Genomic DNA, 14,502 nt, shown 5'->3' with positions numbered 1-14,502 from the left:
ACAGTATAATGGAATCGAGGTGAAACGTTATGAGAGGTATTTACAATTCAGTAACTGATATAAGAAGAAATGTCTTTACAGAAATCGCCCGCCTTGCCTATGAAGGCGGAGATTATGCAAGCAGTATTGAAAAGCTGCCATTTAAAATTATCCCGGGAGAACGTGCTACTTACCGTGATTCTATTTTTCTGGAGCGTGCCATTGTTGGTGAGCGCCTGCGTCTTGGAATCGGTCTTCCTGTAAGAAGAATGGATGAGCATTCTTCCTTGAGTGATGGTATTGAAGAGAGTGCCATCGCCGAAAAATATTACGATGACCCACTGGTAAACGTTATCAAGTTTGCCTGCAATGCATGTCCGGAAAAGACGGTTGTGGTAACCGATACGTGTCAGGGCTGTCTGGCACATCCATGCAAGGAGGTATGTCCAAAGGATGCGATCTCTATGGTGAACGGAAAATCCTACATCGATCAGGAAAAATGCATCAAATGCGGACGCTGTATGGATGTGTGTCCATATGGTGCAATCAATAAGCTGGAGCGTCCTTGTGCAAGAAGCTGCGGTATGGATGCCATTACCTCCGATGAGCTGGGTCGGGCGGAAATCGACTATGATAAGTGTGTATCCTGCGGTATGTGTCTGGTGAATTGTCCATTCGGTGCCATTGTCGATAAGGGACAGATTTTCCAAACCATTCATGCGATGAAGTCCGGTAAGGAGGTGATTGCCGCGATTGCCCCTGCCTTTGTCGGCCAATTTGGACCGACTGTCACCCCGGAAAAGGTAAAAGGAGCATTAAAGGAGCTTGGCTTTGCGGATGTTGTTGAAGTTGCAATCGGTGCTGACCTTTGTACAGTGGAGGAAGCTGAGGATTTCCTGAGCAAGGTACCGGCTGAGCAGCCGTTCATGGCGACCTCCTGCTGTCCTGCATGGTCTGTTATGGCGAAAAAGCTGTTCCCGGACTTCAAGCCGTATATTTCCATGGCTTTGACTCCGATGGTACTGACCGGACGGCTGATCAAAAAGCAGAAGCCGGACGCAAAGGTTGTCTTCATCGGACCTTGCGCCGCAAAGAAGCTGGAAGCCAGCCGGAAAAGTGTGAGAAGTGATGTGGATTTTGTCTTGACCTTTGAAGAGGTAATGGGGATGTTTGAAGCAAAGGGAATCAACCTGCCGCAGGTCGAGGCAGACGCTCCATTTGAGGAAGGCACTGCCAATGGTCGTGGCTTTGCAGTAAGCGGAGGCGTTGCCAATGCGGTGAAGCAGTGTATTCAGAAGGAGCATCCGGACAAGGAGGTTCTGATCGATTCCGCTGAAGGTCTGAAAAACTGCCGCACCATGCTGATGATGGCAAAGGCTGGAAAAAGAAACGGCTATCTGCTGGAGGGTATGGCATGTCCGGGTGGCTGTGTAGCCGGTGCCGGAACATTGCAGCCGGTAATCAAATCCAGTGCTCTGGTTAAGAAATATACAAATGATGCAGAAAAAAAGCTTGCATTCGAAAGTGAATATCTGGATAATCTGGATTTACTGACCAAAGAATAAACACATAAAAAAATAAAACAGACATCCTGTACAGCAATTCGCGGTTCTTTCTTACTTTAGGGTGTTTGCAAAAGGGGAGACTTCAACTTGTATTGATAACTGCAATAGTTGGAAGTCTCCCTATTTTACGTTTACCTGCAATCGAGAAAGAACCCAATTCGCTACAGGATGTCTTTTGAAAAAGGAAGTCCTTGTGTACAGGGGCTTCCTTTTCTGACGATAGTATACTGTTCACCTTTAGAATAAGCTAAAGTGATGGACTTTCAGGCTGTCCTGCACTTGACCTTTCTGCGAGGATGCTGTAAGCCGTTTTTCAAATTACATATACCTGAGAATCAGCCTGCCGCTTCTTTGATATCCGGTGTGATTTCCACATAGACATCATCATAAATATCCTGCAGGGAGCTGCTCAGCTGCTTCTGTATAGCCGCAAGCTGCGTCACATTGATCATATTGGTATCGTTGCGGATGTATATTTCCACCCAAAGCTTTCGTCCGGTCTGTATGATATTATAAAAGGTTGGTTCATAGGAATACCGTTCGAATTCATGATCCGCCAGCCTTCGAATCCGCTGTGTTACATCCTCCTCAGGCGCAAACAGAATCAGACTGCGAAATGCATCCTTCATCATACGCCATGGCTGCGGCAGCATGATCATCGCAATGACGATGGCGATAATCTGATCCACATAGGGAGACAGCCATGCAAGCGAGGTATCGGCCAACAGGCCGGCACACAGAAACGCAGCGGCAACACCGATGCTGCTGCACACATCAATTTTCCAGCCCAGCAGCTCCGCTTTTATCAAAGGAGAATCGACACGGCGATTCATCACCAGTAAGGCGATGAGTATGACAGCGGACAGCACTGCCAGAAACAGCTCAAACCAGCCAATCATTCCCTGATCCACATGATTACCGCCATTAACGATCATCTGTACATTACCAACGATCAATCCAATAGTTACAGCTGCCAGAAAACCTCCCTTCATCAACAAAAAGAAGGACTCCAGCTGGGAGTAGCCATATGGCTTGCGCTCCGAATACGGGCGGTACAGCAGCGGTACAAGAAAGACCATCAGCGCAAGGACAACAGCCTCCGCACCGTCATAGATACTGTCCATCAGCACCGCCTGAGAATTTGTATAGATTGCCATCATGACCTCGATTACGGAAAACAGAATTCCCGCAGCGACCGTCACATGCAGAAGACGCTGTTCATAATTCATTTTTTCTTTATTCATTGTTTATTCAGCCTCACTTTTCCATAAAGAAATACCCTTCTCTATTGAAACGGGCCCGGCTGTATATATTGTTTGGATGTACGCTTTTTTCTTTTGTCCGAATGGACAAGCATAGTTTCACAATCCTTTCCTGTTTCCATTGTATCGCTTTTTGTACTGCATTACAAGGTATGCATTCACCTTCCATATATGAATTTATTGTATTTTGCTTACTTTTTGCTTATACTAAACAGGAAAGTGAGGTCAGATATTATGGAAAATTACGGATACTTTCATGTTGCGTGTATTACGCCTGCTGTTCAGATTGCGGATGTGGAGACCAATCGAAAGACCATGCAGAGACTGCTGCATACCCTGCGCCCCGATATACGGCTTGCGGTGTTTCCTGAATTGTCGCTGTGTGCTTACACCTGTCAGGATCTGCTGTATCAAAATCTGTTGCTGGATGATTGTCTGGCAGCCTTGAAAGCACTGCGGGATGAGAATGAAAGTGAAGCCATCCTTGCAGTCGGTCTTCCCCTTCGACAGGGGAATCATCTGTTTAACTGTGCAGCGTTTCTATATAAGCATGATATTCTCGGCATCGTTCCCAAAACCTATGTCCCGAATTATAATGAATTTTATGAGAAGCGGTGGTTTTCAGACAGTGAGCAGCGCATGCTGGATACGATCAGTCTGTTTGGAAAGTCTGTACCCTTCACACCGAATCTTTTGATTCATGATGAAACAAGCGGCGCTGTAATTGCCGCCGAGGTGTGCGAGGACCTCTGGGTGCCTATTCCCCCATCTACCAGACATGCCGGGCATGGAGCCAATGTAATCGTCAATCTGTCTGCCAGTAATGAAACAGTCGGAAAAAGCGAATACCGCAAGGCGATAATCACAACGCACAGCGCCAAAAACATGTGCGGCTATGTCTATACCTCGGCAGGTGTCAGTGAAAGTACAAGCGATCTGGTATTCAGCGGACATGACATCATCGCAGATAACGGCACCATCATTTCAGAATCCGAAATACTGGAAGAGGAACACATTCTCTATGGGGAAATCGACCTGGAAAAATGCCGCAGTGAGCGGCTGAAATTTCATACAGCGATGCAGATTCAGGACAGCTGCACCTATACAGAGGTTACGATACGAACTGCCCCGATCACGCAGCCGCTGCAGCTGATGCGTGACATCTCTCCTTATCCGTTTGTACCAGGAGAGGAAGCACAGCGCAGCAAACGCTGTATGCAGATTTTGCATATGCAGGCTGCCGGACTTGCACAGCGATTGAAGAAAATCAATTGTACACAGCTGATTATCGGTATATCCGGAGGTCTGGATTCCACGCTGGCGCTGCTCGTAGCACATATGGCGTTTGAAAGGCTCGGTCTCAACAGCAAGGGTATCCTTGCAGTAACCATGCCGGGATTTGGCACCACAAGGCGAACACGCGGCAATTCCCATAAGCTGATGGCTGCCCTGCATACAAGTGTGAAAGAAATTTCCATACATGATGCATGCGAGCAGCATTTCCACGATATCGGGCATGACCCGAAACAACTGGACATCACCTATGAGAATACACAGGCAAGAGAAAGAACGCAGATTCTGATGGATTTAGCCAATACATACAACGGCATTGTCTTGGGTACCGGTGATCTGAGCGAGCTTGCTCTGGGATGGTGTACCTATAACGGAGATCATATGTCCATGTATGGTGTCAATGCATCCATTCCCAAAACACTGGTACGCCATCTCGTAAAAACATATGCACAGGAAATGCGAAAAACAGAGAAAACAGATATCGCGGATGTATTGGATGATATTTGTGCGACACCGGTTTCGCCGGAGCTTCTGCCACCGAAGGCAGATGATGAAATCGCACAGATAACGGAGGATGCCATCGGCTCCTATGCATATCACGACTTTTTCCTCTACCACATGCTGAGAAATCACTATGCCCCTGCCAAGATACTAAAGCTTGCAGTGCTCGCCTTTCCACAGGAAGAACGTAAGGTTATCCTTGATACCATGCGGATATTCTACCGTCGCTTCTTTACACAGCAATTCAAGCGAAACGCAATGCCGGACGGCGTTAAGGTAGGTTCCATCTGTCTTTCCCCGCGCGGTGACTGGCGCATGCCGAGTGATGCCAGTGCAGCGGCGTGGATCAGGCAGGTGAATGACCTGCAATAGACCCCGTATGATCAGATATTTGCAATTCGCAGTGATATGGTATTTAAAAAAATGCCATACCATAAAAAGGTTCAAAGCAATCCATTCACGGACAGCCTTGAACCTTTTTCACAATCCTGCTGTAACACATCATCTATCTGCATTCTGCCTGCATATATAGGCCTCGAAATCCTCCACACACAGTGGCTTGGAATAATAATAGCCCTGAATTTCATCACAGCCATGCTCCTTTAGGAACACAACCTCATCCGCCTCTTCAATTCCTTCTGCCACACTGTGAATACCAAGCGTCTTCGCAAGACTCAAAACGCCGCCGACAATATCTCTGGCACGCTGCGTATTGCCGTGGTTAGTCTGAAAGAACACCTGATCCAGCTTGATGGTATCGATGGGGATATCCTTCAGCATATTCAATGAGGAATAGCCGCTTCCAAAATCATCCATGGAAATACGGAACCCATAGGAACGCAGCTCCTGAATAATGGCGAACAGCTCCAAGCTGCGGTCAAAAATCACACTTTCCGTTATTTCTATTTCCAGCTGCTTTGTGGAAACGCCGTTGCGCTCAACAATTTCGAGTACACGCCGGGCAAAGCCGGGGCGGAAGATATACATTCTGGAAACATTGATGGAAATACGCAGCGAGGGATACGTTTGCTCCCACTTCTTTAAGAGCTGACAGACTTCATCCATCATATACATGTCCAGCTGTTCCAGAAAACCGTTTTTTTCAAACAGCGGGATAAAGGCCATCGGCGGAATCATGCCGAATATCGGAGAATCCCAGCGCACCAGTGCCTCCGCACTGTGGACAATATCATCACGCAGTGTAACCTTCGGCTGCAGAAAGACCTTAAATTCCTTATGCTGCAATGCCTGCTCCATCTGCCCCTCCAGCCGCTTCTGATACAGCATCGTATCGTACATCTTTTCACTGAAGAAGGTACAGCGCTGTTTCTTTTCTGCCTTGCCAAGCATCTTTGCATGCATACAGCGGTCATGACATGGAGAGAACTCACGATCCGTATTCTGGAGCAGATATACACCGGCATAAAAATCAGCCTTAAACTGTTCGCGCTGCTTTCGCATATCCTCCTGAACCGCTTCCATCAAAGCAGCATAACGACTCGCAATGCTATCCGTATCACGCATTTCCCACAAGACGATAAAACGGTCTGCGGAAATCCGTGCACAACGCTCATCCGCACTGCAGTTTTCCTCACACAGCCGCATGGTGGTAATCAGCAGCTGATCCCCGCCCTGATAGCCATACAATTCATTTAACAGCTTGAAGTCACTGACATCAAACTCAATCAGTGCATAGCTGTCGGCCTGCCCTTTATCCAGCAGCATCTGAACGTCCATGCGAAATTTATTGTAATTATAATGGGAAGTCAGATCGTCATAGAATACCACCTTGTCAATTTTCTTCTCATTGCGCACCCTTGACATATACAGATAGCATATGATGCCGCTGAGAACCAGAGCTACCAGAAACCAGGTAGCCGCCGCTATGACAATGACATTATTGATCTGACTGGTCACAACGCTCACCGGAACAACGGAAAACACATACCAGTTGTTATAGCCCAGCGGTTCATAGGCGAGATAGCGGTCTTCATTGTTCATCGACTTGAATTTTACAATACCGCTTTCCTGTTTTTTCAGCTTCTCCGTACCGAAATCATCGTAAAAGCTCAGCTGCTTGAGATTGTGTACGGCCCTGCTGGCGGTTTCACTGTTCGAATTAAGGACGATATTTCCTTCCTCATCCCAGATGGAGCTGAAGCCCTTGCCGTCATAAATTTCCATCAGCAGCTTATCTGCCACATCCTTTGTCCTGCTTGCCGCAAACAATACATTGCGGATACTGCCATCCTCTGCGCGAACCGGTGTGGCAAACACATTGAGATCATACCCCCCGATTTTATCATGCAGGGTATTGGAGAAGGAGGATTTCCCCTTCAGGGCTTCTTTGAAATATTCCCGGTCTCCCACATAAAACTGCATTCCGTCCGTTGTCAGACAGTTTCCCTTTTCATCGGTAATGCCGTAACGCATAAATTCACTGTTTGCACTGGCACTCATCAGTGCCTGAAGCAGCTTTTCCGTATCGGTGGTATGCTCATTCTGGAGCATATAGGATATGTTCTCCAAGGTTGACATATGATCATGAATCCGTATTTCAATCGCGGTTGTAGTAGAAGCGGAGATTTCCTGAACATTATGCTTCAGATCTGTAATCAGACTGTTCCGAATGCGATCGATATAAAATCCTGCAATACAGGCAAAAAACAGAAGACTGAGTGCTGCAAGAACAATCGCCTGTTTAATGGATCCGTGTTTTTTCATATTCAGCTTCCTCCCTTCTACTAAGTTTATGTATATTATATTTTTATGAAGAGTATAAATTCCCTTTTTTTGTTACATTCTTATTATAAAGTCATTTTCCGGCATATACAACTGAAATTTGTCCATCTGATGAAAGGAAATCTCATTTTTTATCAAAACTGGTAAATCTTGTCTTTTACAGACAGGTAGCACATGAAAAAAGGTGACTGTATTCCTTTTTGATTCTTCTTCGCTAACAGGGACTGTAACATAAAAGAAGAACTATCGTTCCTAACATTCTTAGAAACGATACTCCTTCCTGTTTTGTTATACTTATATCCTAATCAGATGAATCTCTGTTTGAGCAGCTCTTTTTTCATAGTAAATGAATACAAGCTCTCTTCAGAACAGCTCAGCGCTGTTATTTACAGACTTATAAGCTATACATAGGATTAACTATCTGTACTTATGCAATACGATGCGTTCTTCGCTTGTTATTTATGGATGCCTACCGTCTCCCTGCGGCCCCTGCAGCATACCTGCATTTCCATACGTGGACACCACATCATTCAGCGTCATGGATGCCAGCAACGTACCGCTCTTTGCGTTTGTAAAGACACCATTTTTCACGGAGGATGCACTGCCGCCTACATAGATATCATAGGTACTCCCTTTCTTCAATGTCCCCGTACTGATGACCACATTCTGCCATGCCTTCACCGAAGACACACCCAGTATGATTTCGCCATCTTCATCCTGCACATACAAAATCGTTTCCGCAGGTTGTGTACTGTCTGTACGAATCATAAGAGAGGGCTGTGTACTGGAGGTCGAAGGAGCCATCGCCATATCACTGCTTCCCACTGCAACCAGCGTTCCCCCGTTCATCGCAAAGCTGCCATCATAATCCAGTGCCCCGTTGCCGCCGCTTTCAGGCCCCATGACAATCAGGGTACCATCATTCATCACAATATCCTGATTGCTGTCCACCCCATCTCCATCAGCGTCTACATAAATGGTTCCTCCGTCTATGGTAAGCAATGGATTCCCCAAATCACCGGCCGCATTGATGCCGTCATCACTCGCTTTTATCTGAAGTGCTCCACCCTTGATTTGAATGGTATTCGCCTCCATTCCTTCATAGGACTGTTTGACCTGTATTGTGCCATTGTGAATCGTCAGCGTATCATCCGCGTGCACACCGTCATCATCACTTGACAGGGTATAGGTACCGCCTTTGATATCCATACTTCCATTGGCATGCAGGGCATCATCATGAGAGCTGATGGTATAGCTTCCCTTATACAGTACCATATTCTTAGCGGCCTTGATTCCCTTCTGGCTCTTTTGGACTGCTTCATCATGATCATCAAATTCTCCCCAAGGCTGTAATGCGGAGCCGGTGCCAACCTTATTAACGCATCCCCCGCCGCTGGTAACCGTAAAGACCCCGTCGTAAATCGTAAGATCTCCGGCACTCTGTAAACCGTCCTGCTGTGCTTCAATAGCAAAGGTTCCCTGATCAATGCACAGATTTCCCTGTTCCTTTTCATTGGTTGTCACAATGCCGTCTCCCTGAGCCTGCACCATGTAACTGCCTTTATAAATAAGTAAAGCGTCCCTGGCCTTGATTCCATCGTTCTCTGCCGTGATGTTCAAATTTGTATCTACCAGCTTCAGCGTATCCTTGCACTGGATACCGTTTTTATAAGAAGCTGTGATGTTCAGTGTACCGCTGCCGTTGATCGTTAAATCATCCTTGGAAAACAATGCCGCACTTGGTTCTTCTTTTTCATCCACAGTATAGGAGGCTGTATCCTTCAGGGAGCTGGCAGTGCCCTTAGGCAGTGTGATGATGACCTTATCTGCCTGCTTCACATATATCGGTGCACTGTTTTTACTCCTGATATGAGCATTATCCAATACAATGCGAACAACGGCAGCCTTGGCATCCACGACAACAGAACCGTTCTTCAGTGTGCCGCTCAGCTGATACGTGCCGGCCTTTGTTATCTTCACATCACCGCTTTGCTCATCCAGTGAAATTTTTTGTGCATCATTGATTTCCGTATCGTAGTCCTCTGCCTCCAGAGAAAGAGTGCTGCTTTGCTTCACCGCAGAAGTATTTGTGTTCACGGCAAACGTGGTGTCCTCAGTATCCGAATCACTTTGACAGCCTGCCAATACAAGTGCTCCGGCCAGAAAGGCGGACATCCATGCGGCTTTTTTATAATTCATTCTGCATCGCCTGCCTTTTTGCTACAATTACATTCAGATTGCCATTGCGGCAGCGAATGTCATCTACCATATGCTTTTCCTGTTTTACTTCCTTCAACTCCACATGATAGGTCATTTCCAGCATGGCGCCAAGCTGTATCGTTTTTACGCGGACAAGCTCCGCACGTTTACAGTAGCTTTGCAGGATATCGTCAAATACCTCTGTATAATCCAGATCCTCGGGAATTACGATTTTCAGTTCCTTATACAGCTGCAGATTGTTCGGCTGCAAAAGAGTAAACAGCAGCCATGCACTCATACTGATAACAATCGTCATAAATGCCGCAAAGCTGACATAGCCCATGCCGATTGCCAGTCCGATTGCCATGGAGAAAAAGATGAACAGTATCTCCTTACTGCTGCCTGGAAGTGAGCGAAACCGAACAAGACTAAAGGCCCCGACAACGGCAATTCCGGTTCCCAGATTACCATTGACCATCATGATGACAAACTGCACAAGAGCGGGCAGCAGTGCCAGTGTGACAGTAAAGCTGTGAGAGCAATACCCAAGTCTTCGATAAAACCATGCAATGATCAGTCCCAGACCAAGTGCACTCATGCAGCACACCACGCCGTTTAGGATCGTCAGACCCTGTTCCAGATTTAAGATGCTTGTAAACATAACAGTTCTCCTTTTTCTTTTTTATAAAATACCTGTCCCACCTTGGAAAAGGATGTTGGGTACAGCCGCATATCCGAAAGTACGCTGCTCAGCCACAGCGGATAACTCCTTTCAGCCTTGATTTCCAGCAAAATCATATCTCTGTGAAACAACTCTTCATTGCTTTCGTGATCGTTTAAGGACAGATGGTCAAACCTGCTTCGAATATGGCTGTCCATCGTGATGCGCAGCTGCTGTTCCTGTTTTCCGACATAGGAAATACGATCATATGCCAGAAAGATTCTAGGCTGCACCTGATAATGGTACAGCGTATAGGATAGTTCCTTTTCAATCTGACTGGCACTCAGATTGGGATTGTTCAGGAACCTGCGGCATTCACCATAGCTCAGCTGCATTCTGCGCTTGCAGACTATCTGTGCATATTTGCGTTTGATTTCCAGATATATGGGTTCCTCTTCACTGCATACCGGTGTATAGCTGCGGATGCGCAGCTTCTCCTTAAAGGGCGGCTTTTCAATGGAACGGTGGATAAGATCAAACTGCTCCGTATCCAGATAAAGATTGTATATGGTGCTTGCCGGATAAATGTCCTCTGTAATATATGGTTGGATGCGCATTACAAAGCTGCGGCACTGATCTGCATCCAGCAAATATTTTTTTTCAAATCTCTGTATAACCTGCTTCATAGATATCACCTCGGTCATAGTTTAGCAAAGGTGAACGGATATTTCATGATGGTGCCTTGAAAATTAAGTGAAGTTTTCAATGCTTTTTTTAAGAAGCTGTTACAATAATAGCAAGAGAAAAAAGGAGAAGATTATGGACGTATTTCAACAAAAAACAAAGATTCTGCAATATGAAACGGTACAGGAGTTTCTGAGGGATTTCACCTTTCAAAAGAAGGATTACATTTTAGCAAGCCGCAGTATTTACGAAGCATTCTTTCGCGATTCCACCGGTAGGGCTTCTATCGCCTTTCACAGTGATTATGGTCAGGGAGAACCCGATGATCGCATGCTGGATGCGATGCTGAAAGATATGCGGGAAAAACAGCCTGAGCGTATTATTGCAATCGGCGGCGGCAGTGTGATTGACTGTGCCAAGCTGTTTGTATTGGAAGGAACTGCCAGTGCTGAGGATATGTTTCTGCACAGATGTACACCGGAAAAAAGCAGGGAGCTGATCGCCATACCGACAACCTGCGGCTCTGGCTCTGAGGTCAGTCGGATTTCCATCTGTGAGCTTACATCACTGCATACCAAGCTGGGACTGGCCGTCGATGCACTGTATCCGGATCAGGCAGTTCTGATTCCGGAGCTGCTGTCCAAGCTGCCGTTCTTCTATTTTGTAACAAGCGGCATTGACGCTTTGATTCATGCGAGTGAATCCTTTGTATCCCCTAAATCCAATGCCTATACCCGCATGTTCAGTGCGGAGGCTATTCGCCTGCTGCTACATGGGTTTCAAGTTATTGCAAAAGAGGGTGAAGATGCACGCATGCGACTGTTAGGGGATTTCATGCAGGCCAGCAACTTTGCGGGCATCGCATTTGGCAATACCGGTACAGGTGCAGTACATGCCCTCAGCTATCCGTTATCGGGAATCTACCATGTAACACACGGGGAAGCCAACTATCAGTTTTTCACAGCTGTATTCCAAACATATGAAGCACGGGAAAAATATAGTGTATATGATATAAAGAAACTGTTTTCAGAAGCTCTTTCCTGTTCCATGGAGGATGCCTTTACCTGTATGGAAACACTGTTTTCCACGCTTCTTGCACGAAAGCCGCTGCATGAATACGGTATGAAGGAAAGTGAAATCAAAGGATTCACAGACAGTGTAATCGAATCCCAGCAGCGCCTGCTTTCCAATAGTGCAATACCTCTTTCAAGAGATGAAATTCACTCTATTTACAAGGCTTTATTTTGATTGTGCTGGAACAGATGACAAAACTGCATATAAGCATTTGAAAAAACATTAAATAGATTCATCTGTGGAAGTCCGCATTGTCTGATAACAATCAGTTGACGAAATCACAAATGTCCGTTGAAGCAGTGCTGCTGCATCATGCAGATTGGAAAGATTTTAAAGCTGTGATCTTGACTCCCCCCTCTGCATTGGACATGATGCCTGTATCAATATTACAGAAAAGGTGGGAAATGATACGCTGCCTAGCACACAGCATATGCAAAGCTATCCACATTGCCGCCTATACGATAAACAAAAGGAATCAAGCTCATTTTTTACAATGTACTTGATTCCTTTCCTTTTTCGCCTGTTATATCCCTTGTTTAATTTTCAGCAAGTGGAAGTCACTGCGAATCATTTACTAATCTGATTTTATCCGTATCTGCATCTGTGTTAATAGGACCTAAAGCATGCAGTCATGCTTTATATGCGGCTGTCCCCATTCATTCCTGAGCATCCTCTATCTTCATATTTTTCATGGTAACCACTTCCACAAGCAATGTGATTCCACCCACAGCCAAGTAGCCTGCAAGTGCCGTATTCAGCATCACAATGGATATGAGCGGGATTATCAGAAAAACAGCAGCAGCAAGTATATTCATAACTCCGCTTGCTATCACCCAGCTGTAATCAAAGATACCAAAAAAATGCAGCTTATTGGCAAAGGTGATTTTATTCACACCAAAAATCATCAATAGAAATCCAAACATATAGGCAAAAACTGATACTGTGATTTCCACCGGTGAGAACAGCAGAAGCATACCGATCACCGTATTCAGCACAGCACCAATCAGCGTTCCCCCATCCCGTAAAAGAACCGGCATATAGTAATAATCCACCAGCTGATACATTCCCAGTGCAATTATCACAAGTGCGGCAGCCGTCTTTAATGCCTGGTGCATCGGTACTGCGGAATGCATACACAAAACTGCGCAAACCAGCATGCAAAGACTTACAACAGCACCAAGCAGCCTAACCGATTTCAGCTTGCGGTTCCAGTTCTCACTAAATACACGTGCAAAATCTCTGGATTGCTTCATCATTTACATGCATCCCGATTCCCGACATTCCCATGCAGTACGTGTCTGCACACACGCAAGCGCTCAAGCATTGGCATATCCTTCGGTATTGTCAGGACGGTTTTCTCTTTATCCTCCTGAATATCGGAAAGCTTTTCCTTGAGCTTATGCAGAGGCAGAGAATCCAGGCTCTTTTCCATCCTTTTCATATTGCGATAATCCTTCACAAAGGAAGCCCCGGCACATAGAGCAGCAACTCCACCAATGGTACAGATACATTTCCAACCCTTTTTCATTTGGCATTCCTCCTATCCTGTCTTCATTTTAACGCTGCCTTCCTTACGCTTCCATATACAGAATCCCGTATATGTCAAAATCGGCAGCACTAATTTCAGAAGCGGCATTGGCAGCTGCTTACAAAAATGCATAGAAATGCTGTGCGAATAACAGCAATGCTTTGACAGCTGCATCTGCCGATACGCTACAGCTATTTATACAAAATAACAACAGAGCTGATTTTCAGCATTATTATTGACATATGCAAATAATTGACGTATGATAACATAGAAGGAGCTGATAAAATGCCACGACCTTGCAAGAAAAAATGCGTGTCCTCCATACCGAGCTATACTGCTTTCATCCATACAGATGAGCCGATTCCCGCAAGTCATATCCAAATGAGTGTAGAGGAATATGAGACCATTCGTCTAATTGATTATCTGGGATGGAATCAGGAGGAATGTGCAAAGCAGATGCAGACCAGCAGAGGCAGCGTACAATCCCTGTATAATGAGGCAAGACGCAAGCTTTCCCGCTTTCTCATGGAAGGCAGTGCAATGGTGATAGCCGGCGGCAATTATCAGCTGAACCTTGCACAGAAACCAACAGGAGATGATAGTATGAAAATTGCAGTTACGTATGATAACGGACAGGTGTTCCAGCACTTTGGACACACACAGATGTTTAAGCTTTATGAGGTTACAAATCAGGAAGTCACAGCAACCAGACTCCTGGACACCAATGGTAACGGCCACAGTGCGCTGGTCACCCTGCTGAAAGCAAATCAGGTGGATACACTGATCTGCGGCGGTATCGGAGGCGGTGCGAAGAATGCACTTGCGGAAGCCGGTATCGAGCTGTATGGTGGCGCATGTGGTGATGCAGATGCACAGGTTACCTCCTTTCTGAACGGCAATCTGCAATACAATCCGAATATCCAGTGTTCTCACCACGGTGAGGGACATACCTGCGGAAGCCATGAGGGACGTGGACATTCCTGCGGTTCTTCTCATCTATAAACCATACGACAA

General features: G+C 45.9%; 11 protein-coding genes. 4 read left to right on the top strand and 7 right to left on the bottom strand.

Annotated elements, in window-relative coordinates; translation table 11 throughout:
- The first annotated feature begins 29 nt into the window (after positions 1 to 29).
- Positions 30 to 1,544 carry a 4Fe-4S dicluster domain-containing protein gene (locus ACG3M1_RS08530; protein ID WP_002608396.1) on the top strand — a complete coding sequence of 505 codons (1,515 nt, stop codon included), beginning with the start codon at positions 30 to 32 and terminating at the stop codon, positions 1,542 to 1,544.
- 335 nt (positions 1,545 to 1,879) lie between these two features.
- Here ACG3M1_RS08530 and ACG3M1_RS08525 read toward each other — a convergent pair whose 3' ends face one another.
- A complete protein-coding gene (locus ACG3M1_RS08525; protein WP_008818984.1) occupies positions 1,880 to 2,788 on the bottom strand; it encodes a cation diffusion facilitator family transporter in 909 nt (302 codons plus the stop codon).
- Between the two features lie 252 nt (positions 2,789 to 3,040).
- Between ACG3M1_RS08525 and ACG3M1_RS08520 the strand changes: the two genes are divergently transcribed.
- Positions 3,041 to 4,972: an NAD(+) synthase gene (locus ACG3M1_RS08520; protein ID WP_008818985.1), complete on the top strand. Its 1,932-nt coding sequence runs from the start codon at positions 3,041 to 3,043 to the stop codon at positions 4,970 to 4,972.
- Positions 4,973 to 5,101: 129 nt separating this feature from the next.
- On the opposite strand, the gene ACG3M1_RS08515 is transcribed toward ACG3M1_RS08520, so the two are convergent.
- From ACG3M1_RS08515 to ACG3M1_RS08500, 4 genes are all read right to left on the bottom strand, one after another.
- Entirely contained in the window at positions 5,102 to 7,324 is a 2,223-nt protein-coding gene (locus tag ACG3M1_RS08515; RefSeq protein ID WP_008818986.1) for a bifunctional diguanylate cyclase/phosphodiesterase, read from the bottom strand.
- Between the two features lie 477 nt (positions 7,325 to 7,801).
- On the bottom strand, positions 7,802 to 9,541 hold the full coding sequence (locus tag ACG3M1_RS08510) for a carbohydrate-binding domain-containing protein (protein WP_009269422.1): 1,740 nt from the start codon (positions 9,539 to 9,541) through the stop codon (positions 7,802 to 7,804).
- A complete protein-coding gene (locus tag ACG3M1_RS08505; protein WP_008818988.1) occupies positions 9,531 to 10,202 on the bottom strand; it encodes a DUF4956 domain-containing protein in 672 nt (223 codons plus the stop codon). Before ACG3M1_RS08505 ends, ACG3M1_RS08510 begins: the two co-directional genes overlap by 11 nt.
- A complete protein-coding gene (locus ACG3M1_RS08500) occupies positions 10,184 to 10,888 on the bottom strand; it encodes a polyphosphate polymerase domain-containing protein (protein ID WP_009269423.1) in 705 nt (234 codons plus the stop codon). Before ACG3M1_RS08500 ends, ACG3M1_RS08505 begins: the two co-directional genes overlap by 19 nt.
- Positions 10,889 to 11,021: 133 nt before the next feature.
- On the opposite strand from ACG3M1_RS08500, the gene ACG3M1_RS08495 reads away from it, so the two are divergent.
- Positions 11,022 to 12,134 carry a 4-hydroxybutyrate dehydrogenase gene (locus tag ACG3M1_RS08495; RefSeq protein ID WP_009269424.1) on the top strand — a complete coding sequence of 371 codons (1,113 nt, stop codon included), beginning with the start codon at positions 11,022 to 11,024 and terminating at the stop codon, positions 12,132 to 12,134.
- 482 nt (positions 12,135 to 12,616) lie between these two features.
- On the opposite strand, the gene ACG3M1_RS08490 is transcribed toward ACG3M1_RS08495, so the two are convergent.
- Positions 12,617 to 13,216, bottom strand: coding sequence for an HdeD family acid-resistance protein (locus ACG3M1_RS08490; protein ID WP_009269425.1), 600 nt, complete (start codon positions 13,214 to 13,216; stop codon positions 12,617 to 12,619).
- Complete coding sequence (locus ACG3M1_RS08485) at positions 13,213 to 13,488, bottom strand: hypothetical protein (protein WP_008818992.1); 276 nt, start codon at positions 13,486 to 13,488, stop codon at positions 13,213 to 13,215. Before ACG3M1_RS08485 ends, ACG3M1_RS08490 begins: the two co-directional genes overlap by 4 nt.
- Before the next feature lie 285 nt (positions 13,489 to 13,773).
- Between ACG3M1_RS08485 and ACG3M1_RS08480 the strand changes: the two genes are divergently transcribed.
- Positions 13,774 to 14,490, top strand: a complete 717-nt coding sequence (locus ACG3M1_RS08480; RefSeq protein ID WP_008818993.1) for a NifB/NifX family molybdenum-iron cluster-binding protein — start codon at positions 13,774 to 13,776, stop codon at positions 14,488 to 14,490.
- The last annotated feature ends 12 nt before the right edge of the window (positions 14,491 to 14,502 follow it).

Origin of the sequence: Clostridium sp. 10cd* (genome assembly GCF_044336395.1) — a bacterium.
Taxonomy (GTDB): domain Bacteria; phylum Bacillota_I; class Bacilli_A; order Erysipelotrichales; family Erysipelotrichaceae; genus Clostridium_AQ; species Clostridium_AQ innocuum.
The sequence above is the reverse complement of the archived record's forward strand: the minus strand, read 5'-3'. Positions and strand labels throughout refer to the sequence as shown.

Coding starts and splice junctions, on each gene's coding strand:
- ACG3M1_RS08485 (WP_008818992.1), bottom strand. CDS start 13,488: ATGAAAAAGGGTTGGAAATGTATCTGTACCATTGGTGGAGTTGCTGCT.
- ACG3M1_RS08530 (WP_002608396.1), top strand. CDS start 30: ATGAGAGGTATTTACAATTCAGTAACTGATATAAGAAGAAATGTCTTT.
- ACG3M1_RS08515 (WP_008818986.1), bottom strand. CDS start 7,324: ATGAAAAAACACGGATCCATTAAACAGGCGATTGTTCTTGCAGCACTC.
- ACG3M1_RS08505 (WP_008818988.1), bottom strand. CDS start 10,202: ATGTTTACAAGCATCTTAAATCTGGAACAGGGTCTGACGATCCTAAAC.
- ACG3M1_RS08500 (WP_009269423.1), bottom strand. CDS start 10,888: ATGAAGCAGGTTATACAGAGATTTGAAAAAAAATATTTGCTGGATGCA.
- ACG3M1_RS08510 (WP_009269422.1), bottom strand. CDS start 9,541: ATGAATTATAAAAAAGCCGCATGGATGTCCGCCTTTCTGGCCGGAGCA.
- ACG3M1_RS08490 (WP_009269425.1), bottom strand. CDS start 13,216: ATGATGAAGCAATCCAGAGATTTTGCACGTGTATTTAGTGAGAACTGG.
- ACG3M1_RS08495 (WP_009269424.1), top strand. CDS start 11,022: ATGGACGTATTTCAACAAAAAACAAAGATTCTGCAATATGAAACGGTA.
- ACG3M1_RS08525 (WP_008818984.1), bottom strand. CDS start 2,788: ATGAATAAAGAAAAAATGAATTATGAACAGCGTCTTCTGCATGTGACG.
- ACG3M1_RS08520 (WP_008818985.1), top strand. CDS start 3,041: ATGGAAAATTACGGATACTTTCATGTTGCGTGTATTACGCCTGCTGTT.
- ACG3M1_RS08480 (WP_008818993.1), top strand. CDS start 13,774: ATGCCACGACCTTGCAAGAAAAAATGCGTGTCCTCCATACCGAGCTAT.